Source organism: Agromyces archimandritae (assembly GCF_018024495.1).
GTDB lineage: Bacteria > Actinomycetota > Actinomycetes > Actinomycetales > Microbacteriaceae > Agromyces > Agromyces archimandritae.
Genome location: NZ_CP071696.1, coordinates 2,314,994 through 2,340,197 on the forward strand (window position 1 = coordinate 2,314,994; position 25,204 = coordinate 2,340,197).

24 protein-coding genes are annotated in these 25,204 nt (G+C 69.2%); 17 read left to right on the top strand and 7 right to left on the bottom strand.

All coding sequences use genetic code 11. The features are described 5' to 3' along the window. Positions 1-97 precede the first annotated feature (97 nt). From chvE to araA, 5 genes are all read left to right on the top strand, one after another. Positions 98-1,165, top strand: coding sequence for a multiple monosaccharide ABC transporter substrate-binding protein (chvE, locus tag G127AT_RS10540; RefSeq protein ID WP_210902057.1), 1,068 nt, complete (start codon positions 98-100; stop codon positions 1,163-1,165). 55 nt (positions 1,166-1,220) lie between these two features. Further along, positions 1,221-2,750, top strand: coding sequence for a multiple monosaccharide ABC transporter ATP-binding protein (gene mmsA, locus G127AT_RS10545; RefSeq protein WP_210896676.1), 1,530 nt, complete (start codon positions 1,221-1,223; stop codon positions 2,748-2,750). Between the two features lie 23 nt (positions 2,751-2,773). Beyond that, positions 2,774-4,027, top strand: coding sequence for a multiple monosaccharide ABC transporter permease (mmsB, locus tag G127AT_RS10550; RefSeq protein ID WP_210896678.1), 1,254 nt, complete (start codon positions 2,774-2,776; stop codon positions 4,025-4,027). Positions 4,028-4,109: 82 nt separating this feature from the next. Next, positions 4,110-5,807: a xylulokinase gene (locus G127AT_RS10555; protein ID WP_210896680.1), complete on the top strand. Its 1,698-nt coding sequence runs from the start codon at positions 4,110-4,112 to the stop codon at positions 5,805-5,807. A gap of 167 nt (positions 5,808-5,974) precedes the next feature. Next, entirely contained in the window at positions 5,975-7,498 is a 1,524-nt protein-coding gene (gene araA / locus G127AT_RS10560) for an L-arabinose isomerase (protein WP_210896682.1), read from the top strand. Between the two features lie 647 nt (positions 7,499-8,145). On the opposite strand, the gene G127AT_RS10565 is transcribed toward araA, so the two are convergent. Both G127AT_RS10565 and G127AT_RS10570 read right to left on the bottom strand, forming a co-directional pair. Then, positions 8,146-9,246, bottom strand: coding sequence for an IS110 family RNA-guided transposase (locus G127AT_RS10565; RefSeq protein WP_210896684.1), 1,101 nt, complete (start codon positions 9,244-9,246; stop codon positions 8,146-8,148). A 161-nt stretch (positions 9,247-9,407) separates the two neighbouring features. Further along, on the bottom strand, positions 9,408-9,782 hold the full coding sequence (locus tag G127AT_RS10570) for a VOC family protein (protein WP_210896686.1): 375 nt from the start codon (positions 9,780-9,782) through the stop codon (positions 9,408-9,410). Between the two features lie 105 nt (positions 9,783-9,887). Between G127AT_RS10570 and G127AT_RS10575 the strand changes: the two genes are divergently transcribed. The 9 genes from G127AT_RS10575 to G127AT_RS10615 all read left to right on the top strand — a co-directional run bounded on the left by G127AT_RS10575 (position 9,888) and on the right by G127AT_RS10615 (position 18,356). Further along, positions 9,888-10,463 carry an HhH-GPD-type base excision DNA repair protein gene (locus G127AT_RS10575; protein WP_210896688.1) on the top strand — a complete coding sequence of 192 codons (576 nt, stop codon included), beginning with the start codon at positions 9,888-9,890 and terminating at the stop codon, positions 10,461-10,463. Between the two features lie 434 nt (positions 10,464-10,897). Further along, positions 10,898-11,131 (top strand): glutaredoxin-like protein NrdH, encoded by a 234-nt coding sequence (gene nrdH, locus G127AT_RS10580; RefSeq protein WP_210896690.1) that lies wholly within the window; start codon positions 10,898-10,900, stop codon positions 11,129-11,131. Positions 11,132-11,231: 100 nt separating this feature from the next. Next, positions 11,232-11,657, top strand: a complete 426-nt coding sequence (gene nrdI, locus G127AT_RS10585; protein ID WP_210896692.1) for a class Ib ribonucleoside-diphosphate reductase assembly flavoprotein NrdI — start codon at positions 11,232-11,234, stop codon at positions 11,655-11,657. A gap of 5 nt (positions 11,658-11,662) precedes the next feature. Further along, positions 11,663-13,789, top strand: coding sequence for a class 1b ribonucleoside-diphosphate reductase subunit alpha (gene nrdE / locus G127AT_RS10590; RefSeq protein WP_244857981.1), 2,127 nt, complete (start codon positions 11,663-11,665; stop codon positions 13,787-13,789). Between the two features lie 41 nt (positions 13,790-13,830). Further along, positions 13,831-14,811 (top strand): class 1b ribonucleoside-diphosphate reductase subunit beta, encoded by a 981-nt coding sequence (gene nrdF / locus G127AT_RS10595; protein WP_210896694.1) that lies wholly within the window; start codon positions 13,831-13,833, stop codon positions 14,809-14,811. Between the two features lie 120 nt (positions 14,812-14,931). Continuing rightward, positions 14,932-15,378, top strand: coding sequence for an SRPBCC domain-containing protein (locus G127AT_RS10600; RefSeq protein WP_210896696.1), 447 nt, complete (start codon positions 14,932-14,934; stop codon positions 15,376-15,378). 373 nt (positions 15,379-15,751) lie between these two features. Beyond that, positions 15,752-16,720 carry a methionine ABC transporter ATP-binding protein gene (locus G127AT_RS10605; protein ID WP_244857531.1) on the top strand — a complete coding sequence of 323 codons (969 nt, stop codon included), beginning with the start codon at positions 15,752-15,754 and terminating at the stop codon, positions 16,718-16,720. Next, entirely contained in the window at positions 16,717-17,490 is a 774-nt protein-coding gene (locus tag G127AT_RS10610; protein WP_210896700.1) for a methionine ABC transporter permease, read from the top strand. The genes G127AT_RS10605 and G127AT_RS10610 overlap by 4 nt, the downstream gene beginning before the upstream one ends. Before the next feature lie 11 nt (positions 17,491-17,501). Beyond that, positions 17,502-18,356: a MetQ/NlpA family ABC transporter substrate-binding protein gene (locus tag G127AT_RS10615; protein ID WP_210896703.1), complete on the top strand. Its 855-nt coding sequence runs from the start codon at positions 17,502-17,504 to the stop codon at positions 18,354-18,356. Positions 18,357-18,448: 92 nt separating this feature from the next. Here G127AT_RS10615 and G127AT_RS10620 read toward each other — a convergent pair whose 3' ends face one another. Both G127AT_RS10620 and G127AT_RS10625 read right to left on the bottom strand, forming a co-directional pair. Next, positions 18,449-19,135 carry a response regulator gene (locus tag G127AT_RS10620; protein WP_210896705.1) on the bottom strand — a complete coding sequence of 229 codons (687 nt, stop codon included), beginning with the start codon at positions 19,133-19,135 and terminating at the stop codon, positions 18,449-18,451. Next, positions 19,132-20,727, bottom strand: coding sequence for an ATP-binding protein (locus G127AT_RS10625; protein WP_210896707.1), 1,596 nt, complete (start codon positions 20,725-20,727; stop codon positions 19,132-19,134). The genes G127AT_RS10620 and G127AT_RS10625 overlap by 4 nt, the downstream gene beginning before the upstream one ends. Before the next feature lie 180 nt (positions 20,728-20,907). Here G127AT_RS10625 and G127AT_RS10630 point away from each other — a divergent pair, with 180 nt between their 5' ends. From G127AT_RS10630 to G127AT_RS10640, 3 genes are read left to right on the top strand one after another with little or no spacing between them, the layout of a single operon-like run. Continuing rightward, positions 20,908-21,918: a Bug family tripartite tricarboxylate transporter substrate binding protein gene (locus G127AT_RS10630; protein ID WP_210896709.1), complete on the top strand. Its 1,011-nt coding sequence runs from the start codon at positions 20,908-20,910 to the stop codon at positions 21,916-21,918. Beyond that, positions 21,915-22,457 (top strand): tripartite tricarboxylate transporter TctB family protein, encoded by a 543-nt coding sequence (locus G127AT_RS10635; RefSeq protein WP_210896711.1) that lies wholly within the window; start codon positions 21,915-21,917, stop codon positions 22,455-22,457. The genes G127AT_RS10630 and G127AT_RS10635 overlap by 4 nt, the downstream gene beginning before the upstream one ends. After that, positions 22,450-24,033, top strand: a complete 1,584-nt coding sequence (locus G127AT_RS10640; protein WP_244857532.1) for a tripartite tricarboxylate transporter permease — start codon at positions 22,450-22,452, stop codon at positions 24,031-24,033. Before G127AT_RS10635 ends, G127AT_RS10640 begins: the two co-directional genes overlap by 8 nt. Before the next feature lie 10 nt (positions 24,034-24,043). On the opposite strand, the gene G127AT_RS10645 is transcribed toward G127AT_RS10640, so the two are convergent. From G127AT_RS10645 to G127AT_RS10655, 3 genes are read right to left on the bottom strand one after another with little or no spacing between them, the layout of a single operon-like run. Further along, on the bottom strand, positions 24,044-24,430 hold the full coding sequence (locus G127AT_RS10645) for an MmcQ/YjbR family DNA-binding protein (RefSeq protein ID WP_210896713.1): 387 nt from the start codon (positions 24,428-24,430) through the stop codon (positions 24,044-24,046). A gap of 41 nt (positions 24,431-24,471) precedes the next feature. Then, on the bottom strand, positions 24,472-24,897 hold the full coding sequence (locus G127AT_RS10650; protein WP_210896715.1) for a type II toxin-antitoxin system VapC family toxin: 426 nt from the start codon (positions 24,895-24,897) through the stop codon (positions 24,472-24,474). Beyond that, positions 24,894-25,181 carry a type II toxin-antitoxin system Phd/YefM family antitoxin gene (locus tag G127AT_RS10655; protein WP_210896717.1) on the bottom strand — a complete coding sequence of 96 codons (288 nt, stop codon included), beginning with the start codon at positions 25,179-25,181 and terminating at the stop codon, positions 24,894-24,896. The genes G127AT_RS10650 and G127AT_RS10655 overlap by 4 nt, the downstream gene beginning before the upstream one ends. Positions 25,182-25,204: the final 23 nt, after the last annotated feature.

The following is a 25,204-nucleotide window of genomic DNA, read 5'->3' on the forward strand; positions in this document are numbered from 1 at the left end:
CCCCGGTCACCAGAGGACGACGTCCACCGACACAGTGAAAGGACACACCGTGAAGAACGCGAAGAAGGCGCTCCTCGCGACGATCGCGGCCGGCTCGATGCTCGCGCTCGCCGCGTGCGCGGGCGGCAGCGGCGGCGGAGAGGGCGACGGCGGCCTCATCGGCGTGGCGATGCCGACGAAGAGCTCGGAGCGCTGGATCCAGGACGGCAAGGCCGTCAAGGAGCAGCTCGAGGAGCAGGGCTTCAAGGTCGACCTGCAGTACGCGGAGGACGACATCCCCACGCAGGTCTCGCAGATCGAGAACATGATCACCAAGGGCGCCGAAGCCCTCATCATCGCCTCGATCGACGGCACGACGCTTTCGGAGGTGCTGCAGCAGGCCGCCGACAGCGACATCCCCGTGATCGCCTACGACCGGCTCATCCGCGACTCCGAGAACGTCGACTACTACGCCTCGTTCGACAACTACCTCGTCGGCGTGCAGCAGGCGACCTCGGTGCTGAACGGCCTCGGGCTCGTCGACCTCGACGGCGAGGCGCTGCCGGATGCGCCGAAGGGCCCGTTCAACATCGAACTGTTCGCCGGTTCGCCCGACGACAACAACGCGACGTTCTTCTGGAACGGCGCGATGGACACGCTGAAGCCCTACCTGGACGACGGCACGCTCGTCGTCGCGAGCGGGCAGACCGGCTTCGAGCAGGCCGCCATCCTGCGCTGGGACGGCGAGACCGCCCAGAGCCGCATGGAGGACATCCTCACCGCCAAGTACTCGGACGGCACCAAGGTCAACGCGGTGCTCTCGCCCTACGACGGCATCTCGCGCGGCATCATCTCGGCCCTCACGGACGCCGGGTACACGGTCGGCGAGGGCTGGCCGGTCATCTCGGGGCAGGACGCCGAGATCGACTCGGTGAAGGCGATCAACCGCGGCGAGCAGTTCGCGACGATCTTCAAGGACACCCGTGAGCTCGCCACCGTCGCCGTCGACATGGCCACGGCCGTGCTGAACGGCGAGGAGCCCGAGGTCAACAACACGAAGGACTACGACAACGGCGTGAAGGTCGTGCCCTCGTACCTGCTCGACCCGGTCATCGTCGTGAAGGACAACATCACCGAGACCCTCGTCGACACGGGGTACTGGACCGAAGAGGAGATCGCGGGCTAGTCCCTCGATCGACCGCGCCGCCGGGGCCGGCGCATGCGGCGGAGCAGGAGCAAGGATGACCAGCAACATTCTCGAGATGCGTGGCATCACGAAGACCTTCCCGGGCGTGAAGGCGCTGCAGAACGTGAACCTCGAGGTGCGCCGGGGCGAGGTGCACGCGATCTGCGGTGAGAACGGCGCCGGCAAGTCGACCCTCATGAAGGTGCTCTCGGGGGTGCACCCGTTCGGCACCTACCTCGGCGACATCGTCTTCGAGAACGAGGTCGTGGAGTTCAAGGACCTCACCGACTCGGAGGCGAAGGGGATCGTCATCATCCACCAGGAGCTGGCCCTCAGCCCCTACCTCTCGATCGCCGAGAACATCTTCCTGAACAACGAGCGGCGCGGCCGGGGCGGCTTCATCGACTGGAACGAGACGAACTCGCGTGCCGCGGAGCTGCTGGCCCGGGTCGGTCTCCGGGAGAACCCGACGACGCGGATCATGGACATCGGCGTCGGCAAGCAGCAGCTCGTCGAGATCGCCAAGGCCCTCTCGAAGGAGGTGAAGCTGCTCATCCTCGACGAGCCGACGGCGGCCCTGAACGACGAGGATTCGGATCATCTGCTCGAGCTCATCCTGCAGTTGAAGGAGCAGGGCATCACCTCGATCATCATCAGCCACAAGCTGAACGAGATCAAGAAGGTCGCCGATTCGGTCACCGTGATCCGCGACGGCAAGACGATCGAGACGATCTCGCGCGGCGACGTCACCGAAGACCGCATCATCAAGGACATGGTCGGCCGCGACCTCGAGCACCGCTATCCCGACCACACGCCGAAGCTCGGCGAGGAGCTGCTCCGGGTCGAGGAGTGGACGGCGCACCACCCGCAGGACCCGACGCGCGTCATCGTCGATGCCGTGGACCTGCACGTGCGCGCCGGCGAGATCGTCGGCATCGCCGGGCTCATGGGCGCCGGCCGCACCGAGTTCGCGATGAGCCTGTTCGGCCACTCCTATGGCACGAAGATTTCGGGCCGCGTGTACCTGCGCGGGCAGGAGATCCGCACCCGCACCGTGTCGGAGGCGATCGGCAACGGCATCGCCTACGTCACCGAGGACCGCAAGACCTACGGCCTGAACCTCATCGAGGACATCAAGCGGAACATCTCGATGGCGTCGCTGAGGAAGCTCGAGGCCGGCGGGCTCGTCAACGACAACGAGGAGTACCGGGTCGCGACCGAGTTCCGGCAGTCGATGAACATCAAGGCGCCGAACGTGCTCGTGAAGACGGGCAAGCTCTCGGGCGGCAACCAGCAGAAGGTCGTGCTGTCCAAGTGGATCTACGCCGACCCGGAGGTGCTCATCCTCGACGAGCCGACCCGCGGCATCGACGTGGGCGCGAAGTACGAGATCTACACGATCATCAACCGGCTCGCCGCCGAGGGGAAGGGCATCATCGTCATCTCCTCGGAACTGCCCGAGCTGCTCGGCATCTGCGACCGCCTCTACGCCCTCTCGGAGGGGCGCATCACGGGCGAGCTGCCCGTCGCCGACGCCGACCCCGAGTCGATGCTCAAACTCATGACCATGGAAAAGCAGCGCTGACCGGCGCGAACACAGGAGACCCCATGTCGAACACCCAGGCTCCCGCCCCCGCACCCGCCGGCGAGTCCCAGGCCGTCGGCGGCAACATCAACCCGCCCGACAACCGTTTCACCCGCTGGCTCGGGCATGTGCTCGGCGACCTCGGCAAGAACGGCATCTTCATCGCGCTGCTCGCCGTCGTCGTGCTGTTCTCGATCCTCACCGACGGCATCCTGCTCCGGCCCCAGAACATCTCGAACCTGATCGTGCAGAACGGGTACATCCTCGTCCTCGCGATCGGCATGGTGATGGTCATCATCGCCGGCCATATCGACCTGTCGGTGGGTTCGGTCGCCGCGTTCGTCGGCGCCTGCTCGGGCGTCTTCGCCGTCCAGCTCGGGATGCCGTGGTGGCTCTCGATCATCCTGTCGCTCGCGATCGGCGCACTCGTCGGCGCGTGGCAGGGGTTCTGGATCGCCTACGTCGGCATCCCGGCGTTCATCGTGACGCTGGCCGGCATGCTCATCTTCCGCGGCCTCGCGCTCGTCGTGCTCGGCAACGCGAACATCGGCTCCTTCCCGACCGAGTACCGGGCGCTCGGCAACGGCTTCCTGTCGAACGTGTTCGGCGAATTCGAGCTGGATCCGCTCACCCTCGGCGTCGGCGCGATCGCGATCGTCGCACTCGTCGTGCAGCAGACCCGCACCCGCCGCGGCCGGCAGAAGTACAGCCAGGACGTGGAGCCGGCCGTGTGGTTCGTCACGAAGCTCGTGCTGGTGTCGGCGGCGATCGCGTTCTTCGCCTACGCCCTCGCCTCGTACAAGGGCATCCCGGTCACCCTCATCATCCTCGCCGTCCTCGTGCTCGTGTACGGCGTCGTGATGAACCGAACCGTCTTCGGCCGCCACATCTACGCGATCGGCGGCAACCGGCACGCGGCCGAGCTGAGCGGCATCAAGACCCGCTGGGTGGACTTCTGGCTGTTCGTGAACATGGGCGTGCTCGCCGCGCTCGCCGGCCTCATCTTCACCGCCCGGCTGAACCTCGCCGGCCCGAAGGCGGGCGATGGCTTCGAGCTCGAGGCGATCTCGGCGGCGTTCATCGGCGGCGCGGCGGTGCAGGGCGGCGTCGGCACCATCGGCGGGGCGATCATCGGCGGTCTCATCATCGGCGTGTTGAACAACGGCATGTCGATCATGGGCATCGGCATCGAATGGCAGCAGGCCGTCAAGGGCCTCGTGCTGCTGCTCGCGGTCGCGTTCGACGTGTACAACAAGCGGCGCAACGGCGGCCGGTGACGGCATAGTGGATGCCGTGGGGCGGCGGCGCGGGCGACGCGGGGCGACCCCCGGCATCCACCTGGACGAAGGAGTCACCCCGATGCAACCCGACCGTTCCGATACGGCCGCCGACATCCTCGCGGGGCGCACCGCGCTCGGCATCGAACTCGGCTCGACCCGCATCAAGGCCTGCCTCGTCGGCGCCGACCCGGGCGAGGTGCTCGCCGTCGGCGGCTGCGAATGGGAGAACGAGTACGCCGACCGGCGCTGGACGTATTCGCTCGACGCCGTGCACGCCGGCCTCCGGGCCGCCTACGCCGACCTCGTCGCCGAGGTGCGGCGCCGCTACGACGTCACCCCCGAGACCTTCGGCGCGATCGGGGTGTCGGCGATGATGCACGGCTACCTCGCCTTCGACGCCGCAGACCGGCTGCTCGTCCCGTTCCGCACCTGGCGGAACACCTCGACCGGGCCGGCCGCCGCGGAACTGTCGGAGCTGTTCGGCGTGAACATCCCGCTGCGCTGGTCGGTCGCGCATCTGCACCAGGCGGTGCTCGACGGCGAAGCCCATGTGCCCGACGTCGCCTCGATCACGACCCTCGCCGGCTACGTGCACCGGCGGCTCACGGGGGAGCGGGTGCTCGGCGTCGGCGACGCCTCCGGCATGTTCCCCATCGACGCGGCCGGCACCGACTACGACGCCGAACTGCTCGCCCGCTACGACCGGCGCACGGCAGGCACGGCGCTCACCGCGCCCCTGCGGCGGCTGCTGCCCGAGGTGCGGGTCGCCGGGCAGGCGGCCGGGCGGCTCACCGCCGACGGCGCCGCACTCCTCGACCCGAGCGGGGCGCTCGCCCCCGGAATCCCGTGCTGCCCGCCTGAGGGCGACGCCGGCACCGGCATGGTCGCCACGAACGCCGTCGCCCCCCGTACCGGCAACGTCAGCGCCGGCACGAGCATCTTCGCGATGGTCGTGCTCGAGCGCCCCCTCGCGCATCCGCACCCCGAACTCGACCTCGTCACCACGCCCGCCGGCGACCCGGTCGCGATGGTGCACTGCAACAACGGGGCGAGCGAACTGGCCGCCTGGGCCGGGCTCTTCGGCCGCTTCGCCGAGGCCGCCGGCGTGCCGCTGGAACCCGACGCCGTCTACGAGACGCTCTTCCGCGAAGCCCTCACCGGCGACGCCGACGGCGGCGGCCTGCTCGCCTACAACACCCTCGCCGGCGAACCGATCGCCGGCCTCGACGAGGGCCGGCCGATGGTCGTCCGCACCCCCGACAGCCGCCTCACCCTCGGCAACTTCATGCGCGCCCAGCTCTACGGCATGTACGGCGCCCTCGCGCTCGGCATGCGCGTGCTCGCCGAAGAGGGCGTCGGCATCGACCGCATGTTCGGCCACGGCGGCGTGTTCCGCACCGCCGGGGTCGCCCAGCGCTTCCTCGCCGGGGCGCTTGCCGCGCCCGTCGCCGTCGGCGAGACCGCCTCGGAGGGCGGCGCATGGGGCATCGCGGTGCTCGCCGCCTACCTTCGGGATGCGGGCGGGGCGGATGCCCGTGGTGCCGCCGGCGTTGCTCCCGCCGCGGGCGGGGCGGATGTGCGCGGCGCCGCCGCCGGCGGTGCTCCCGCCGTGGGCGGGGCCGAGGCGCTGTCCGCCTACCTCGCCGAGCACGTCTTCGCCGGCGCCGCCGTCGACACCGTCGACCCCGACCCGGCCGACGTCGCCGGGTTCGCCGCCTACCTCGAACGCTTCCGCGCCGGCCTCGCCGCCGAGGAGGCGGCCGCCCGGGCGCTGTGACCGCCGGCGGCGGGCGCGGCGGCGCCGGGCCGGGCGGGCCGCCCTCCGGCATCCGCACCCGGCAACAGCACCCCGGCATCCAGACCGGCATCCGCACCCGGCATCGACGCCCCGGCATCCGCACCCGGCATCGACGGCCCGGCATCCACCCGCGAAAGGACCAGCCCATGACCCGCACCCCGCTCACCACCTCGCTCGACGCGTACGAGGTGTGGTTCCTCACCGGCAGCCAGCACCTCTACGGGGAAGAGACGCTCCGGCAGGTCGCCGAGCAATCGCGCGCCGTCGCCGCCCTGCTCGGCGAGGCCGAGGAGGTGCCCGTGCGGGTCGTGTGGATGCCCGTGCTCACCGACTCCGCCGCCATCGCACGCGTGATGCGCGAGGCGAACGCCGCCCCGAACGTCATCGGCGTCGTCGCGTGGATGCACACCTTCAGCCCCGCCAAGATGTGGATCGCCGGCCTCGACGCCCTGCGGAAGCCGCTCGCCCACCTGCACACGCAGGCGAACGTCGCACTGCCCTACGACGACATCGACTTCGACTTCATGAACCTCAACCAGGCCGCGCACGGCGACCGGGAGTTCGGCTACATCCAGACCCGCCTCGGCGTGGCGCGGAAGACGATCGTCGGCCATGCCTCCGACCCCCGCGTGCGGCGCGAGTTCGGAACCTGGCAGCGGGCGGCGGCCGGCCTCGCCGCATCCCGGGACCTGAAGCTCGCCCGCTTCGGCGACAACATGCGCTACGTCGCCGTCACCGAGGGCGACAAGACCGAGGCCGAGTTGCGCTTCGGCGTGCAGGTGAACACGTGGGGCGTCACCGAGCTCGCGGATGCCGTGCACGCCGCATCCGACGCCGAGATCGACGAACTCGTCGCCCTCTACGACGAGCTCTACGACGTCGCGCCCGAACTGCGGCGCGGCGGCGAACGGCACGCCTCGCTGCGATACGGGGCGGCGATCGAGCTCGGGCTGCGCGCGTTCCTCGAAACGGGCGGGTTCGGGGCGTTCACGACCTCGTTCGAAGACCTCGGGGGGCTCAGGCAGCTGCCCGGGCTCGCCGTGCAGCGTCTGCAGGCCGACGGCTACGGCTTCGGCGCCGAAGGCGACTGGAAGACCGCCGTGCTCGTGCGGATCGCGAACGTCATGGGCGCGGGCCTGCCCGGCGGCGCCTCCCTCATGGAGGACTACACCTACGACCTCACCCCGGGCGACGAGCTCATCCTCGGCGCGCACATGCTCGAGGTCTCGCCGTCGCTGACGACCTCCCGGCCCTCGCTCGAGATCCACCCGCTCGGCATCGGCGGCCGCGAAGACCCCGTCCGCCTCGTCTTCACCGCCGATCCGGGGCCGGCCGTCGTCGTCGCCCTCTCCGACATGCGCGACCGGTTCCGGCTCACGGCGAACGCCGTCGAGAACGTCACGCCGCCGCGCGCCCTGCCGAAGCTGCCCGTCGGGCGGGCCGTCTGGCGCCCCGCGCCCGACTTCCGCACCTCGACGACGGCCTGGCTCGAGGCCGGCGCCGCCCACCACACGGTCATGTCGACCGCGGTCGGCCTCGACGTCTTCCGCGACTTCGCCGACATGGCCGGCGTCGAGCTCCTCGCGATCGACGACGACACCACCGTGCGCGGTTTCGCCCGCGAGCTGCGCTGGAACGCCGCCTACTACCGCCTCGCCCAGGGGCTGTAGGGGCGGCGGGGCCGTGCCGGCCGCGCCGCTCATCGCTGCATTCGCGATGGAGGTCGCGTATCCCGCACCTCCAACGGGAGAACGACCTCCATCGAGCGGCAGCCGCCGTGCGCACCCGCATCCCGTCTCCTCGCGTGTCAGGAGTGCCGATCTCCCGCCGGAGTTCCGACTTCCCGACACTCCGGCGGGAGATCGGCACTTCTGGGGCGTCGTATTCGGGAGATCGGCACTCCTATGCGGATGCGGCGGGGTGGATGCGTGGTGGCAGCCGTGCTCGGCGACACCGATGCGGCACCGCCCGCCGCGGGCGTGCCGGTGCTCGTCGAACGGGCGTCGACCCGCCGGCTCGACTGATATGTAGTTCTGTTTGTCAAGTGGGCAGGGTGAAGCGCCGCCGGGCTGGCTGCCTGGCGGCGCTTCGTCGTCCGTCCCTGGGGCATTGGTGCGTGGATGCGGCGTGTCTAGTGACGCGTGGTCAGTCTGATATGCGCGGGTTGGGTACCGCATGACCCTGTTTCGGTGGGAGCGTTCGAGCGTGTCTGAGGTCGAGCGTGGCCTTGCGGCTGCTCACAGCCGAACCGCTGGTTTGCTCCTCACGCTGCATGCGTTCACGTACCGGTGTGCCGGGGCGGACGAGTCTGGTGGGTTCAGTCCATGACGGCCAACGACCAGCACCAGCCGGCCAGTTCACGGGCGATCGCAGTGTTGGCGACGGTGTGCTTCTTTCGGTGGCCGGCCAGTACCTGCCACCGGTGATGCAGGCGGCGGTTGCCGGCACCGCCGCGCGCGGCGGCCTCGGCGGGTGCGGCGGCCCACCGGTCGGTCATGGTCTTGCCCGGCGTGTAGCGGGGCTTGTGGTGCCAGGCCGCTTCGATCAGCAGACGCCGGGCGTGGGTGTTGCCGGTCTTGGTGATCGCCCCGAGCGAGCGCGACTGCCCGGATGAATGCTCCGATGGCACGAGGCCGAGGTACGCGGCGATGCTGCGGCCGGTGAAACGATCCCAGTCGCCGAGTTCAACGGCCAACCCGAACCCGGTGAGGGTGTTGATGCCCCGCAAGCAGCACAACCGTCTGGTGACCGCGGTGAACTGCGAATCGGCAGCCATCGCCGTGATGTCCCGGTCCAGGCGCTCCCGTCGCGCCAGCGTCATCGTGACCGTGTCGTAGGCGGCGTCGAAGGCCGCCAGCGTGCCGGGCCCGGCCGCGGCCAACCCTTCCCGGCGGGCCGCACGCAGCCACGCGTCGTGGGCGCCCGTCCACGCCCGGCCGTCGTACACGAACCCGTGTCGCAGCAGCAGCTTGGACAACCGGTGCCGGGCCGCCATCAAGTCCGTGCGGACATCATCACGGGCACGCACGAGATCCCGGGCCGCTTCCTCGGCGATCGTGGGCACCCGCACGGCGGTCAGTTCGTCCATACGCAGCAGCCGGGCCAGCAGGATCGCGTCGCGGGCGTCGGTCTTGACCCGGTCCCCGGACGGCCGGACGATCTTCGACGGTGCCGCGACCGTGCACGGGATGCCCGCGGTACTCAGCGACCGTGCCAGGCCGAACCCCGTCGGCCCGGCCTCGTAGACCACGCCCACCGGGCCGAGCCGGTCGGCGATCCCGGCGACCCACGCCAAAGCCGCGTCCGTGCTGCCGGGCAAGCGCGCTTGGACGAGCTCGCCCGTGACCGTATCCAGGGCTGCCGCCCGTATCGATCGGGCATGCACGTCCAACCCGATCGCCGTACGCTCGTTGAACACCAGGGCCTCCAATGCATGTCGGCACCCCGACGGCCCATACCGCCGGGAATGATCCACGAATCTGCACTGCGAGGCCCTGGGCCACAACCCCCACCAGAACCCCACCCTCATAGGGTCTGAGCGCGGCATCCACTCGCCGGCGCAGCCTGCGAACCCCGCTTTCAGTCGCGCGGCGGCAGCTGCTGGAAGGTGAGCCGGTTGCCGTCGGGGTCGGCCACCGTCACGAAGCGGCCCCACGGCTGCTCGTCGACGCCCTCGGCCGCGACCCCCTTCGCGCGCAGCTCGGCGAGGAACGCGTCGGCGTCGTCGATCACGGCCTGGATGACGTGGAGCGTGCCCGGCTCCTGATCGCTGCCGATGCCCTCGCCGATCGCGATCGAACACGCCGAGCCGGGCGGCGTCAGCTGCACGAAGCGGATGTCGTCGCTCACGCGGTGGTCGAAGTCGGCGTTGAAGCCGAGCCGGTCGACGTAGAAGGCCTTGGCCCGGTCGATATCGCTGACGGGCACGAAGATGAGTTCGATGCGGATGTCCATGCTGCGAGTCTGCGCCCGACCACCGACACACCGGGAACGCCGCTGCGGCCGGACGCACGTCGGGCCGGGGTGGATGCCCGAGCGCACCGGTGCTTGGATGGAGGCATGGCACTGCACATCACGGGGGACGAGGCCGCCGACCGGTTGCTCGGAGACGATGCGTTCGCGCTCATGGTCGGGATGCTGCTCGACCAGCAGATCGCGATGGAGACGGCCTTCGCCGGCCCCGAGAAGATCCGGGAGCGGACGGGCACCATCGACCCGGCCGAGATCGCCGCGTACGACCCCGAGGCGTTCGCCGCCGTGTTCAAGGAGTCGCCGGCCGTGCACCGCTTCCCGGGGTCGATGGCCGCGCGCGTGCAGGCACTCGCGGCCGCGGTCCGCGACGACTGGCACGACGATGCCGCCGCCATCTGGACGGACGGCGAGCCGAGCGGCGCCGAGGTGCTGAAGCGGCTGAAGGCGCTGCCCGGCTTCGGCGAGCAGAAGGCGAAGATCTTTCTCGCGCTGCTCGGCAAGCAGTGCGGGCTCACCGCGCCCGGCTGGCGCGAGGCGGCGGGCGCGTACGGCGAGGAGGGCTCGTTCCGCTCGGTCGCCGATATCGTCGACCCGGGATCGCTCGCGAAGGTGCGCGAGACGAAGCGCGCCGCGAAGGCGGCGGCCAAGGCAGCGAAGGGCTGACCGGGGACCGTTCGCGCGGTGAGATGAGGCCGGCTCGGCTCCGTGTCGGTGGGTGCTGCGAGCATGGAAGCATGACGGCATCCACTCGAGGAATCGGGACTCGCGCAGGGCGGAACCGCGGCCCGCACAGGGCGCTCGCGCCCGCGCCCGGAGGTGCCTTGCGCGACACGCCGCGACACGCCCGGGAATCGTCCACAGCGACGAACGGCCGTGTTCGCCGGGGTGTGGATAAGGCGTCGGGCGCCCGCGGAAAACCGCCGGTCGGAGGCGCGTGGCCTGTTGATGGATCGGTGGAGAAGCCGTGGATAACTACACGAATGTAACTACAGCATGTTGTGCCCGTTCTGTTTGCCAGGCACTAGATGTAGTATTGGAAGTCCAGTGAGGTACTGGGGGAGCGGCTCCTCCGGGAGCCAGGGAACAAGGGGAAAAACATGACGGTCACGGTCTACACGAAGCCATCCTGCGTCCAGTGCGCGGCGACGTATCGGGCGCTCGACAGCAAGGGCATCGAGTACGACGTGCTCGACGTCTCGGCCGACGAGCACGCGCTCGAACAGGTCAAGGAACTCGGCTATCTGCAGGCCCCGGTCGTCATCACGGACGAGGGCCACTGGTCCGGGTTCCGGCCCGACAAGATCGACGAGCTCGCCGCTCGCCTCGCGTAAGGCTCGGATCGCGGGCGGCCCGGCCGCCGCATCTCGGCCCCCGACCGAGGCACGACGGCTCAGCCGCCCGCATCCGCAGCACGACCGCCGAGGAGGAACCATGACGGATCTGGTCTACTTCTCGAGCGTCTCAGGCAACACCGACCGCTTCATCCGGAAACTCGGCCGCCCGGCCGCGCGCATCCCGCTGTACCCGAGCGAGGCACCGCTCCGGGTCGACGAACCCTATGTGCTCGTCGTCCCCACCTACGGCGGCGGCGACGGCAAGGGCGCGGTTCCGAAGCAGGTCATCCGCTTCCTGAACGACGAGAAGAACCGCTCGCTCATCCGGGGCGTCATCAGCGCCGGGAACACCAATTTCGGGACGGCCTTCGGCCTCGCCGGCGACATCGTCGCCGCCAAGACCGGGGTGCCGCACCTCTACCGCTTCGAAGTATTCGGAACCCCCGACGACGTCCGCGCCGTCGACGAAGGATTGGACGCATTTTGGTCACGACAAGCACGGCATCCGCAGCCGACGGCGTAGCGCTCATGGAGAAGCCGCGCACGGGGATGGACTACCACTCGCTGAACGCGATGCTGAACCTCTACGGCGCGAACGGCGAGATCCAGTTCGACAAGGACCGCGAGGCCGCGCGCGAGTACTTCCTGCAGCACGTCAACCAGAACACGGTCTTCTTCCACTCCCTGAAGGAGCGCCTCGACTACCTCGTCGAGAAGGAGTACTACGAGCCCGAGGTGCTCGAGCAGTACTCGTTCGAGTTCATCCAGAAGCTGAACGACCTGGCGTACTCGAAGAAGTTCCGCTTCGAGACCTTCCTCGGCGCGTTCAAGTACTACACGAGCTACACGCTGAAGACCTTCGACGGCAAGCGCTACCTCGAGCGCTTCGAGGACCGCGTCGTGATGACCGCCCTCGGTCTCGCGCAGGGTGACGAGCAGCTCGCGATCGACCTCGTCGAGGAGATCATCGGCGGCCGGTTCCAGCCGGCGACGCCGACGTTCCTGAACACGGGCAAGGCGCAGCGCGGCGAGCTCGTCAGCTGCTTCCTGCTGCGCATCGAAGACAACATGGAGTCGATCTCGCGCGGCATCAACTCCGCCCTGCAGCTCTCCAAGCGCGGCGGCGGCGTCGCCCTGCTGTTGTCGAACATCCGCGAGGCCGGCGCCCCGATCAAGCAGATCGAGAACCAGTCCAGCGGCATCATCCCGGTCATGAAGCTGCTCGAGGACTCGTTCAGCTACGCGAACCAGCTCGGCGCACGGCAGGGCGCCGGCGCCGTGTACCTGTCGGCGCACCACCCCGACATCATGAAGTTCCTCGACACCAAGCGCGAGAACGCGGACGAGAAGATCCGCATCAAGACCCTCTCGCTCGGCGTCGTGATCCCCGACATCACCTTCGAGCTCGCCAAGAACAACGAGGACATGTACCTCTTCAGCCCGTACGACGTCGAGCGCGTCTACGGCAAGCCCTTCGGCGACGTGCCGATCAGCGAGCACTACCGCGAGATGGTCGACGACGCGCGCATCAAGAAGACGAAGATCAACGCGCGCGCCTTCTTCCAGACCCTCGCCGAGATCCAGTTCGAGTCGGGCTACCCGTACATCGTGTTCGAAGACACGGTGAACAAGGCCAACCCGATCAAGGGCCGGATCAACATGTCGAACCTGTGCTCCGAGATCCTGCAGGTGAACACGCCGACGACGTACCACGAGGACCTCTCGTACGACGTCATCGGCAAGGACATCTCCTGCAACCTCGGCTCGCTGAACATCGCGCGCACGATGGACTCGCCCGACTTCGGCAAGACCGTCGAGACCGCCATCCGCGGCCTCACCTCGGTGTCGAACCAGTCGCACATCTCCTCGGTGCGCTCGATCGAGGACGGCAACGACAAGTCGCACGCCATCGGCCTCGGGCAGATGAACCTGCACGGCTACCTCGCGCGCGAACGGATCTTCTACGGCAGCGAAGAGGGCATCGATTTCACGAACCTCTACTTCTACACCGTGCTGTTCCACGCGCTGCGCGCCTCGAACCGCATCGCGATCGAGCGCGGCGAGGTCTTCGACGGCTTCGCCGAGTCGAAGTACGCGTCGGGCGAGTTCTTCGACAAGTACACCGACGCGGAGTGGATGCCGGCTACCGAGCGTGTCTCGGAGCTCTTCGCGACCGCCGGCGTCCGCATCCCGACGCAGGACGACTGGCGCGAGCTGAAGGCATCCGTCCAGGAGCACGGGATCTACAACCAGAACCTGCAGGCCGTGCCGCCGACCGGATCCATCTCGTACATCAACAACTCGACGGCCTCGATCCACCCGATCGCCTCGAAGATCGAGATCCGCAAGGAGGGCAAGCTCGGTCGCGTGTACTACCCGGCGGCGTACATGACGAACGACAACCTGGAGTACTACCAGGACGCCTACGAGATCGGCTACGAGAAGATCATCGACACCTATGCTGCGGCGACGCAGCACGTCGACCAGGGCCTCTCGCTCACGCTCTTCTTCAAGGACACGGCGACGACGCGAGACATCAACAAGGCGCAGATCTACGCCTGGCGCAAGGGCATCAAGACGATCTACTACATCCGCCTGCGGCAGATGGCGCTCGAGGGCACGGAGCTCGACATGTGCGTCAGCTGCATGCTGTGACCGTCTGATCAGGCATTTTTCGAGAACAGGAACAAGTGGGAATGACTCCTCCCGAGAAGCTCAGGCTGATCGACCACGTGCAGGCGATCAACTGGAACCGCATCCAGGACGACAAGGACGTCGAGGTGTGGAACCGCCTCGTCAACAACTTCTGGCTGCCGGAGAAGGTGCCGCTGTCGAACGACGTGCAGTCGTGGAACACGCTCACCCCCGATGAGCAGACGCTCACGATGCGCGTGTTCACCGGCCTCACCCTGCTCGACACGATCCAGGGCACCGTCGGCGCCGTCTCGCTCATCCCCGATGCGCTGACCCCGCACGAAGAGGCCGTGTACACCAACATCGCCTTCATGGAGTCGGTGCACGCGAAGAGCTACTCGTCGATCTTCTCGACGCTGTGCTCGACGAAGGAGATCGACGACGCATTCCGCTGGTCGATCGAGAACGAGAACCTGCAGCGCAAGGCCGCGATCGTCATGGAGTACTACCGCGGCGACGAACCCCTGAAGCGCAAGGTCGCCTCGACGCTGCTCGAGTCGTTCCTGTTCTATTCGGGCTTCTACCTGCCGATGTACTGGTCGAGCCGGGCGAAGCTCACCAACACGGCCGACCTGATCCGCCTCATCATCCGCGACGAGGCCGTGCACGGGTACTACATCGGCTACAAGTTCCAGCGCGGCCTCGAACGCCTCGGCGAGCAGGAGAAGCAGGACATCAAGGACTACACCTTCAGTCTGCTCTACGAGCTCTACGACAACGAGGTGCAGTACACGCAGGACCTCTACGACGGCGTCGGCCTCACCGAGGACGTCAAGAAGTTCCTGCACTACAACGCCAACAAGGCCCTCATGAACCTCGGCTACGAGGCCATGTTCCCCTCGACCGTGACCGATGTGAACCCGGCGATCCTCTCGGCGCTCTCCCCGAACGCCGACGAGAACCACGACTTCTTCTCGGGCTCGGGATCCTCCTACGTCATCGGCAAGGCCGTCAACACGGAAGACGAGGACTGGGACTTCTGAGTCGCACGAATCGATGATCGGGACGAGCCCCGGACCTTGCAACCCTGCGGATCCGGGGCTCGTCCGTCTGCTGCGGCGAGTACTCCCTCCGGTACCGTGATGAGCTGACAGGAGATCCGCATGCGCATTGTCGAGACCGTCGACATCGATGCGGCGCCCGAAGCCGTCTGGCGGGTGCTCACCGAATTCGGCGAGTACGCGTCGTGGAACCCGTTCATCGTCGCGTGCGCCAGCACCCTGGTGCCCGGCGATCCGATCGACATGCATGTGCGACTCGGCCCGGGAGAGCCGCGCGAGCAGCGCGAGTGGATCACCTCGTACGCCGCAGGGGCAGGCTTCGCGTACTCGATGAAGCCGATCCCGTTCGGGGCACTGCGGAGCCATCGCTCCCACGAGATCGTTCCGCTCGGCGACGGACGCAGCCGGTACACCTCCCGCTTCGAGGTGCACGGGTGGCTCGCCCCGCTCGTCGTCGCCATGCAAGGCGCCGCCCTGCGGCGCGGTTTCGCCGGGATGACGGACGGCCTCCGCCGCCGCGCCGAGACGCTGGCCGCGGGCGAGGGATAGCGATGCCGGTTTCCCGCCGGAGTGTCGGTTTCCCGAACGGCGCATCCTTGGAGTGCCGGTTTCCCGAATGCCGCACCCTTGGAGTGCCGGTTTCCCGCTGGAGTGCCGGGAAGTCGGCACTCCAGCGGGAGATCGGTACTCCTCTGGCCACCGGGCGCCGCTCGTTCTTCGCGCCCGGGTCCCACCAGCACCGCGACGACCGAGCTGTGGATGCCGGTCGAACCCGCCTGACGCGCGAACTCGCGCCGATGCGCGATGCGTGCGACTGCCGCCACCGTCGCGCTGGATTTTATCATCGGCGCCCGCTCGGCGCGTGTTTCGTTGCGTGACGCCGGGATTCGGCATTCGGTGGGGCGTGAGGTGGACTCGTTCGGTGATCGAAGTACAGAACCTCACCAAGGTGTTCGGTGAGCCGCCGAACCGGGTTCGCGCGCTCGATGACGTCAGCCTGCGGGTGGAGCCGGGGGAGATCCTCGCCGTGGTCGGGGCGAGCGGATCCGGCAAATCCACGCTCGTGCGCTGCCTGACCCTGCTCGAGCAGCCGACGAGCGGCACCGTGATCGTCGGCGGGAACGCGATCACCGAACTCGACGAGCGGCGGCTGCGCGAGGCACGCCGTGCGATCGGCCAGGTGTTCCAGCACGCCAACCTGCTCGACAACCGCACCGCGAAGCGCAACGTCGAATACCCGCTCGAGGTCGCCGGCTGGGGCAAGAAGGAGCGCGAGGCGCGGGCGAGCGAACTGCTCGCGCTCGTCGGCCTCGCCGACCGTCAGCACACCTATCCGTCGCAGCTCTCCGGCGGGCAGCAGCAGCGCGTCGGCATTGCCCGGGCGCTCGCCTCGAACCCCGAGGTGCTGCTGTGCGACGAGCCGACCTCGGCGCTGGATCCGACCACCACACGGGGCCTGCTCGACCTGCTCGCGCGCCTCCGCGACGAACTCGGCGTCACGATCCTCATCATCACCCACGACCTCGGCGTCGTGCGGCGCATCGCCGACCGGGTCGCCGTGCTCGATTCCGGCCGCATCACCGACATCGGCCGCGTCGACGAGGTCGCCACCCGCCTCTCCTCGACGCTGCTCAGCGACCTCTCCGCCGACGGCGAGCTCGGCGAGACCGAGCTGCGCGTCATCGGCGGCAGCGGGCAGGCATCCATCCCGTTCATCTCGCGGCTGACCGCCGAGCTCGGCGTCGAGGTCCGCCTGATCTCGGGTGGATCCCACGCCATCGGCGAGCACCACGTCGTCAAGGCCGACCTCGGATTCGGCACCCGCGAGGAACGCGACCGCGCCGGCGCCTGGCTGCAGGAGAACGAGTTCACGGTGGTGACGGCCGCATGACCGCGAAGGACGACGACTTCTGGAACGACCTCGTCACGAACCCCGTCATCGCCCACGCCGTGCCGCAGGCCACCGGCGAAACCCTGTACATGGTGCTCGTCGCCCTGGTCATCGCGATCGTCTTCGGCGTGCCGCTCGGCGTCTACCTGTGGAACAGCAGCGCCGTCGGCCTCGACCCGAACCGCGGGCCGAACCGCATCGTCGGCGCGATCGTCAACGTGGTGCGCTCGCTGCCGTTCGTGATCCTCATGGTGCTGCTGCTGCCGTTCACCCGCCTCGTCGCCGGCACGACGCTCGGGCCGACGGCATCCATCGTGCCGCTCGCGATCGGCGCGATCCCTTTCCTCGCCCGCCTCGTCGAGGCCTCCCTCCGCGAGGTGCCCGCCGGCAAACTCGAGGCATCCATCGTCTGCGGCGCCGGCAAACGCCGGACCATCGTCAAAGCCCTGCTGCCCGAGGCGCTGCCGAGCATCGTCTCCGCCTTCACGACCACCGCCATCACCCTCGTCGCATACTCGGCGATGGCCGGCCTCGTCGGCGGCGGCGGGCTCGGCTACCTCGCCGACGCATACGGGTACAAACGGTTCGACCTGCCCGTGCTCATCGTCGCGACCATCCTGCTGATCGTCATCGTGCAGCTCATCCAGACCATCGGCGACCGTGTCTCGCGCAGCCTCGATCACCGTTCGACCGCGTCGGGCAGCGCATCCCGTCGACCCGCTCGCCTGTTCGCCGGGTTCCGCATCCCGAACCCCGCCCAACCGAAGTAGAAGGAACACCCATGTCACCGAAACCGTCCACCCGCCTGCGCATCCTCGGGCTCGGCGCCGCAGCGACCCTCGCCCTCGGGCTCTCGGCCTGCGCCTCGACCGACGACACGGCCGGCGGCGGCGAAGTCGAGCTGTCGACGCCGTTCAAGGTCGCCGCGACCGACGTGCCGCACGGCGACATCCTCGCCTTCGTCAAGGAGAACCTCGCCGAGGACGCCGGCATCGACTTCGAGATCGTGTCGTTCACCGACTACCCGCTCGGCAACCAGTGGCTGTCGGAGGGCGAGGTCGACGCCAACTACTTCCAGCACCGCCCCTACCTCGACGCGCAGATCGAGGAGTTCGGCTATGAGATCGAACCCCTGAGCGACGTGCACGTCGAACCGTACGCGGCGTTCTCGGAGAAATACGACTCGGTCGCCGACCTCCCCGATGGGGCGAAGATCAGCGTCACCAACGACGCCTCGAACCAGGAGCGCGCACTCGACCTGCTCGCGCAGGAGGGCCTCATCGAGCTGCCCGAAGACGGCGAGGTCAGCGCCCTCGTCATCGAGAACAGCGCCGAGTACAACCCGCACGGCTTCGACTTCATCGAGGCCGACCCCGCCTCGCAGGCCCGCGCCCTGCCCGACGTCGACCTCGGCATCCTGAACGGCAACTACTTCCTCGACGCCGGCTACAGCCTCGAAGACGCCCTCATCGTCGAACCGCTCGAGGGCAACGTCTACGCGAACTTCCTCGCGGCACGCACCGACAACGCCGACGACCCGCGCATCCAGAAGCTCGACGAACTCCTCACCTCGCCCGAGGTGAAGGCGTACATCGAGGAGACCTGGCCGGGCGGCGACGTCTCGCCGGCGTTCTGAGTCGTGCGATTTCGAGGGGCGTCCGGATCGGGCGCCTCTCGGTCGTGCGCGGCGCGAGCGGCCGGGCCACGGCGGGCGGCCGGGCACGGGTGTCAGCGGCGCGCCGAGTAGAGCAGTTCCGGCCTGCCCGGCCCGCCGTACCTGGGCGCGCGATCGGCGAGGTCCGACTCGACGAGGCGTTCGAGGTAGCGGCGAGCGCTCACCCGTGACATCCCGAGGGCGTCGGCGACCTCGGCGGCCGACACGCGCCCGGCGGCGTCGGCGAGTACCTGGGCGACCGTCTCGAGCGTGACCGACGAGACCCCCTTCCGGGAGCCGGCGGCGGCGATCGCGTCTCGGCGGAGGATGGCGTCCACCTCGGTCTGATCGAGTTCGCCTTCGGCGCGCAGGCGCTGGTCGCGCATGTGGGTCTTCCAGACGTCGTCCAGCCGTTCGTGCAGCAGCTGGATGCGGAACGGCTTGACCAGATAGTGGTGCACCCCGTGCGCGCGGGCGAAGCGGACCGTCTCCAGGTCGCGTGCCGCAGTGACCGCGATCACCTCCGCGCGGGATCCGGCGGCCCGCGCGCGAGCCAGCACGGCGGTGCCCGACATGTCCGGCAGGTACATGTCGAGCAGCACCGCATCCGGGTGGATCTCGCCGATCAGCTTCAGCGCGTCGGCTCCGGTGCCGGCGACGGCGACGGCCTCGAAACGGGGATGCTGCTCGACGAAGCGCCTGGTGACGTGTGCGACGGCGAAGTCGTCTTCCACGATCAGCGCGCGCAGCGCGTGGGTCATCGGAGCACCTCCGTCGGGACGATGGGAAGCCGTGCCGTGATGCGGGCGCCGCCCGACGGGGAATCGGCGACGGTCGTGGCTCCTCCGCGACGGGACGCGACACGTGCGACGAGCGTGAGCCCGTACCCGCGCGGACGGTCGCCGGGCTTCGTGGAGTAACCCTGGTCGAACACCCGGTCGCGGTCGGCGGCGGCGACGCCGGGCCCGTCGTCGTCGACGCGGATGACGACGGCATCCGGGGTCTGCTCGAGATCGATCTCGATCCGCCCGTGCGCGCCGGCGGCATCGAGCGCGTTGTCGATCAGGTTGCCGAGCACCGTGACGAGGTCGACGCCGTCGACGTCGTCGGAGAGGGAGGAGGTCGGGGTGACCGCCAGGTCCACCCCGAGCTCGCGGGCGCGGGCGCGTTTGGCGAGCAGGAGCGCGGCGACTTCGGGGTGCCCGATCCCGGAATCCCGGGTCGCGTGCGTCAGCGCACCGCCGTCGCTTGCGCGTTCGACGACCCGGCGTGCCGCATCCGCTTCGCCGAGATCGATGAGCCCGCCGATCGTGTGCAGGGTGTTCGCGAACTCGTGCTGCTGCGCGCGCAGGCTCTCGGCGAGGCTCTGGGCGCCGGCCAGTTGCCGCAGCGCATGATCGACCTCGGTGCGGTCCATGAGGATCACCACGGTGCCGGCGACCTCGCCGCGGATGCGGAGGGGCGTCGCCCGGGCGAGCAGCGCGCGCTCGCCCGCCAGGACGATCCGCTGCGGGGCGGAGGGCGACGGCTCGGTGTCGGCGGTCTCGCCGACGAGCGCGACGAGTCCGCCGTCGGCGAGGGAGGAGACGGGGGAGCCGACCACGGATCCCGGGTCGTCGACGGCGAGCAGGGCCGCGGCCGCATCGTTGCAGAGTGAGACGCGCCCCTGCGGATCGAACGCGATGAGGCCCTCGTGGATGCCGTGGAGGGCCGCGTCGCGGGTCTCCAGGAGCGCGCGGATGTCTTCCGGCTCGAGGCCGTAGATGCGCCGCCGCACCAGTCGCGTGACCCCTTCGGCGGCGACGATCGCGACCAGGGTGGCGGCACCGAGCACGAGCATGAGCACCGTGGCATCGCCCGCGAAGTCCTCGGCGATGTCGGACTCGAGGATCCCGACGGAGACCTGGCCGATCACCTCCCCGTCACGGTGCACGGGCACTTTGACGCGCCACGACTCGCCGAGCGTTCCGGTCTGGGTGCCGATGTAGATATCGCCGGTGAGCACGGCATCCGGCGGCGTCGACGCGACCTCGCCGATGTTGTCCGGGTTCGGATGCGAGAAGCGGACGCCGTCGGCATCGGTGACGACGATGTAGGTCACGTCCGAGGCGCTGCGGATGAGCTCGGCCAGCGGCTGGATGGTCACGGCGGGGTCGGGGTCGTCGTACGCATCGATCACGACCGGCAGCTGGGCGACCGATTGGGCGACGGCGATCATCCGGTCACGGGATGCCTCGCGGATCTGCTCGCTCTGCATCCACAGGGCGGCCAGGCCCGCCGTGATGACGATGACGAGGACGACGACGACCTGCAGCAGCAGCATCTGCATGCGGAGCGACATCGCCTTCCTCATGGAGTCGAGCCTAAGCGGCGCCGAGGGCGGCCGTGAGCCCGCCCCCTGGCGGAGGGTGGCCGGCCGTGAACAGAACGACCGAAACCCGATCCCGTGACCAGAATCTGGCCCTCCGCCGATCGGGCTCATAGCATCGGCGAGGCCCGGCGGAGCGCCGGCCACGGACTCGAGGAGGAGCCCATGTCACCGCAGCCCATCATCCGTCGCATCGCATTCGGCGGTATCGCCGCCGTCGCCGCGCTCGCGCTCGCCGCCTGCTCGGGCGGCGGATCCGCCGATGCAGGATCGTCCGCGATCGACTCGGTCGACATCATCGTGCCGGCAGACCCGGGCGGCGGCTGGGACCAGACCGGGCGCGCCCTCGGGCAGGCGGCGACCGGCTCGGGCACGGTCAAGTCGGCGCCCGTCAGCAACATCGGCGGTGCGGGCGGCACCGTGGGCCTCGCGTCGCTGGCCACCGAGAAGGACCCGAACACGCTGATGATCACCGGCAGCGTCATGGTCGGCGCCGTCGAGACGAACGCGTCGGCCGACCGCATCGAAGACATGACGCCGATCGCGAAGCTCACCGAGGAGCCGCTCGTCGTCGTCGTCCCGGCCGACTCGCCCTATGAGAGCATCGGCGACCTGCTCGACGGCTGGGTCGAGGAGGGTGCCGGCATGGCGATCACCGGCGGCTCGGCCGGCGGCATCGACCACATCCTCGCAGGCATGCTGCTGCTCGAAGCCGGCGTCACCGCCGACGAGGTGCCCGACACCCTGAACTACATCGCGAACTCCGGCGGCGGCGAAGCCCTCACGATGCTGCTCGGCGGCCAGGTCGACGCCGGCATCTCGGGCGTCGGCGAGTTCGCCGAGCAGGTCGAGGCCGGCAAGCTCCGGGCGCTCGCGGTCTCATCCGGCGAACCGGCCGAGCTGCTCCCGGACGTGCCCACCCTCACCGACGAGGGCGTCGCGATCGAACTCACCAACTGGCGCGGCCTGATCGCACCCGGCGGCATCGGCGACGACGAGAAGGCGGCGCTCGTCGAGACCGTGGACGCCATCCACTCGAGCGATGAGTGGACGGAACTGGTCGAGACGAACGGCTGGACCGACGCCTACCTGACGGGGTCGGACTTCGACGAGTTCCTCGCCGCCGACATCGCGACCACGCAGGAGACCCTGCACACGATCGGTCTGCTCGAATGACGTCCTCCCCGGACATCGCCGGTGCGGCGGGCGCGGAAGCACGCGCCCGCCGCACCGGCGAACTCGTCTTCGTCGGGGTGCTGTTCGCGTTCGCGGTGTTCGCGCTCGCCCTGAGCTTCACGATCCGCGAGCCGATCGGCTCGTCGAACGTGCTCGGCGCCCGCGTGCTGCCGATCATCGTGACCGTGTTCATGGCGGTCACCTCGGCGATCGCGTTCATCGCCGTGCTGCGCGGCGACGTCGGCGAAGCAGACGAGGGCGAAGACGTCGACCCGGACGTGCGCACCTCGTGGCGGACCGTGCTGTTCATCGTGCTCGCCTTCGCCTCGCTGATCGTGGTGATCCCGCTCGCGGGGTGGCCCCTGGCGGTCGTCGTCCTCTTCACCTGCTCCTCGCTCGCGCTCGGCGGGAAGAGCTGGTGGAAAGCCGCGCTGATCGGCCTCGGCCTCGGCCTGCTCACGCAGATCCTGTTCGGAACGCTGCTCGGGCTCTCCCTGCCGGCGTTCGGCGACTACCTGCCGGAGGTGTTCGGTGGATAGCGTCCAGCTGCTCATCGACGGATTCGCCCAGGCGCTGCAGCCGCAGTACCTGATGTTCGCGTTCCTCGGCGCCATCCTCGGCACCGCGGTGGGCGTACTGCCGGGCATCGGTCCGGCCATGACGGTGGCCCTGCTGCTGCCGCTCACCTACACGCTCGACGTCACCAGCGCGATCATCATGTTCGCCGGGATCTACTACGGCGGCATGTACGGCGGATCCACGACGTCGATCCTGCTCAACACCCCCGGCGAGTCCGCCTCGATCGTGACGGCCCTCGAGGGCAACAAGATGGCGCGGATGGGCCGCGCGACGGCGGCACTGGCGACGGCGGCGATCGGCTCGTTCATCGCCGGAACGCTCGCGACCGTCCTGCTGACCCTGGCGGCGCCGTGGATCGCGGACTTCGCGGTCACCCTCGGCCCCGCCGACTACTTCGCCCTGATGGTCCTCGCCTTCCTGACGGTCGGCGCGCTGTTGTCCGGCAGCGCCGTCCGCGGGCTGATCTCGCTGTCGCTCGGCCTGTTCCTCGGACTGGTCGGCACGGATACCCTCACCGGTCAGGCACGGTTCACCTTCGGCATCCCGAACCTCGGCGACGGGATCGACGTCGTGATCATCGCCGTGGGCCTGTTCGCGGTCGGCGAGGCGCTCTACGTCGGGTCGCGACTGCGGCACGGAGCGCTGCCGCTGATCCCCGTGTCGGGGAAGTGGCGCACGTGGATGACCCGGAACGACTGGAAGCGGTCGTGGAAGCCGTGGCTGCGCGGCACCGCGATCGGCTTCCCCATCGGGTCGGTGCCGGCCGGCGGTGCGGATGTGGCGACGTTCCTGTCGTACGCGACCGAGCGCAAGCTCGCCGAGGAGCCGTACAAGAAGCAGTTCGGCAAGGGCGCCATCGAAGGCGTGGCCGGACCGGAAGCGGCCAACAACGCGGCCGCCGCCGGCGTCCTGGTGCCGCTGCTGACGCTCGGGCTGCCGACGACGGCGACCGCGGCGATCATCATCTCCGCGTTCCAGACCTACGGGATCCGCCCCGGGCCGCTGCTCTTCGAGACGCAGCCGGCCCTGGTGTGGGCCCTCATCGCGAGCCTCTACATCGGCAACGTGGTGCTCGTCATCCTGAACCTGCCGCTGGTCGGCATCTGGGCGAAGGTGCTGCAGATCCCGCGGCCGTACCTCTACTCGGGCATCCTCGTCTTCGCCGGCCTCGGTGCGTATGCGGCGAACTTCACCGTCTTCGACATCGGGGTGCTGCTCGTGCTCGGCATCATCGGCTTCCTGATGCGCCGGCACGGGTACCCGGTCTCGCCGATGGTGGTCGGGGCGATCCTGGGGCCGATGGCCGAGGAGCAGTTGCGCAAGGCGATGGCGATCAGCCAGGGCGACCCGATCATCCTGGTGCAGGGCGCCCCGTCGATCGTGATCTACGCGGCCCTGGCGGTGTTCCTCGTCGGCGGCCTCTGGCTCAAGCGGCGTCGACGTCGCTTCGAGGAGGTCGATATGGCGGCCGACACCGACACGAGCACGATGCACGCCGTCGAGGCCGACATCGAGGCGGAGACCCGGCGCGACTGAGTGAGGCCCGTCACCCCTCCCCGTCGAACTCCCGGCGCAGGTACTTCGGCGCCTGCACGCGCCAGGCCTCGGTGACGAGTTCGGCGAGGTGATCGAGCTCGATGCCGGCCATGCGGAACGAGACCTTCGGTTCGTTCCACGGCGTGGTGGTGCGGAGGAACACCGCCGGCTCCATCTGCACGAGGGCGAGGGCGTCGATGGGCCGCTCGACCATCACCGAGACGACGAGTTCGCGTGCGACGATCTCGCGGATGTCGTCGGGGATGCTCGGCCACGGGCGGCATTCCCATGCGTACGGTTTGCGGCGGACGAGCCATGAGGCGCCGCTGCTCGACGTCCGCTCCTCGCTGCCGGGCAGCTCGGCGGCGATGCGGCGCACATCATCCAGGGTGGGCACGCGGCGAGCCTACGCGGACCCGCCGACACCCGGGGCCGCACTCAGCCCGGGTCGGGCAGGTCGGCCGGGTAGACGACCTCGATGTCGGTGATCGTGCGGGGGAAGTCCTTCGTGTTGTTCGTGAGGAAGCGGTCGGCGCCGGCGACGACCGCGGTCGCGAGGTGGGCGGCATCGGCGGCGCGGAGCCCGTAGTCGGCGGCCAGCACCGTCGCCAGGCGGGCGGTCGCCTCGTCGAACGGGCGCAGTTCGAGGCGCGCGATGAGACCGAGCAGGGCAGCCGCCTCCGCCGATTCGGGATCGCGTCGCACCGGCTTCGCAAGCACCTCCGGCAGCAGGAGCGTCGATCCGATGCCGATAGGCGCCTCGTCGACCGTGTCGAAGAGGGGAAGGATGCGTCGCCCGAGCGGATGGCCGGCGTTCGCCGTGTAGATCAGAACGTCGGCGTCGAAGGCCGTGAGCACGGTCATCGCGGTGCGCGGTCGTCGCGCACCGCCTGCGCGAGGCGATCGATGCGGCGACGGTTGGCGGCAACGGGGCGCACCGGCTGCCGCCTGCTCTGCTCGAGGCGGGTTCCGAGTTCGTCCGCACGTGCTGTCCGCTCGGAAGACCGGCGAAGGCGCAGAGCGTCGGGGCTCACGAGCACGGCGACCACTCGGCCGTGCCGCGTGATCTCGATCTCCTCGCCGCGCTCGACACGGTCGAGTTGCGCCGGCAGGGATTGGCGGGCCTCCGAGGCCGATACGGCAGACATGTACACCATTGTACGTGTATGTA

Coding starts and splice junctions, on each gene's coding strand:
- mmsA (WP_210896676.1), top strand. CDS start 1,221: ATGACCAGCAACATTCTCGAGATGCGTGGCATCACGAAGACCTTCCCG.
- G127AT_RS10620 (WP_210896705.1), bottom strand. CDS start 19,135: ATGACCCACGCGCTGCGCGCGCTGATCGTGGAAGACGACTTCGCCGTC.
- mmsB (WP_210896678.1), top strand. CDS start 2,774: ATGTCGAACACCCAGGCTCCCGCCCCCGCACCCGCCGGCGAGTCCCAG.
- G127AT_RS10635 (WP_210896711.1), top strand. CDS start 21,915: ATGACGTCCTCCCCGGACATCGCCGGTGCGGCGGGCGCGGAAGCACGC.
- G127AT_RS10615 (WP_210896703.1), top strand. CDS start 17,502: ATGTCACCGAAACCGTCCACCCGCCTGCGCATCCTCGGGCTCGGCGCC.
- G127AT_RS10555 (WP_210896680.1), top strand. CDS start 4,110: ATGCAACCCGACCGTTCCGATACGGCCGCCGACATCCTCGCGGGGCGC.
- G127AT_RS10655 (WP_210896717.1), bottom strand. CDS start 25,181: ATGTCTGCCGTATCGGCCTCGGAGGCCCGCCAATCCCTGCCGGCGCAA.
- G127AT_RS10600 (WP_210896696.1), top strand. CDS start 14,932: ATGCGCATTGTCGAGACCGTCGACATCGATGCGGCGCCCGAAGCCGTC.
- nrdH (WP_210896690.1), top strand. CDS start 10,898: ATGACGGTCACGGTCTACACGAAGCCATCCTGCGTCCAGTGCGCGGCG.
- G127AT_RS10610 (WP_210896700.1), top strand. CDS start 16,717: ATGACCGCGAAGGACGACGACTTCTGGAACGACCTCGTCACGAACCCC.
- G127AT_RS10630 (WP_210896709.1), top strand. CDS start 20,908: ATGTCACCGCAGCCCATCATCCGTCGCATCGCATTCGGCGGTATCGCC.
- G127AT_RS10650 (WP_210896715.1), bottom strand. CDS start 24,897: ATGACCGTGCTCACGGCCTTCGACGCCGACGTTCTGATCTACACGGCG.
- nrdE (WP_244857981.1), top strand. CDS start 11,663: ATGGAGAAGCCGCGCACGGGGATGGACTACCACTCGCTGAACGCGATG.
- nrdI (WP_210896692.1), top strand. CDS start 11,232: ATGACGGATCTGGTCTACTTCTCGAGCGTCTCAGGCAACACCGACCGC.
- G127AT_RS10570 (WP_210896686.1), bottom strand. CDS start 9,782: ATGGACATCCGCATCGAACTCATCTTCGTGCCCGTCAGCGATATCGAC.
- chvE (WP_210902057.1), top strand. CDS start 98: ATGCTCGCGCTCGCCGCGTGCGCGGGCGGCAGCGGCGGCGGAGAGGGC.
- G127AT_RS10625 (WP_210896707.1), bottom strand. CDS start 20,727: ATGAGGAAGGCGATGTCGCTCCGCATGCAGATGCTGCTGCTGCAGGTC.
- G127AT_RS10575 (WP_210896688.1), top strand. CDS start 9,888: ATGGCACTGCACATCACGGGGGACGAGGCCGCCGACCGGTTGCTCGGA.
- araA (WP_210896682.1), top strand. CDS start 5,975: ATGACCCGCACCCCGCTCACCACCTCGCTCGACGCGTACGAGGTGTGG.
- nrdF (WP_210896694.1), top strand. CDS start 13,831: ATGACTCCTCCCGAGAAGCTCAGGCTGATCGACCACGTGCAGGCGATC.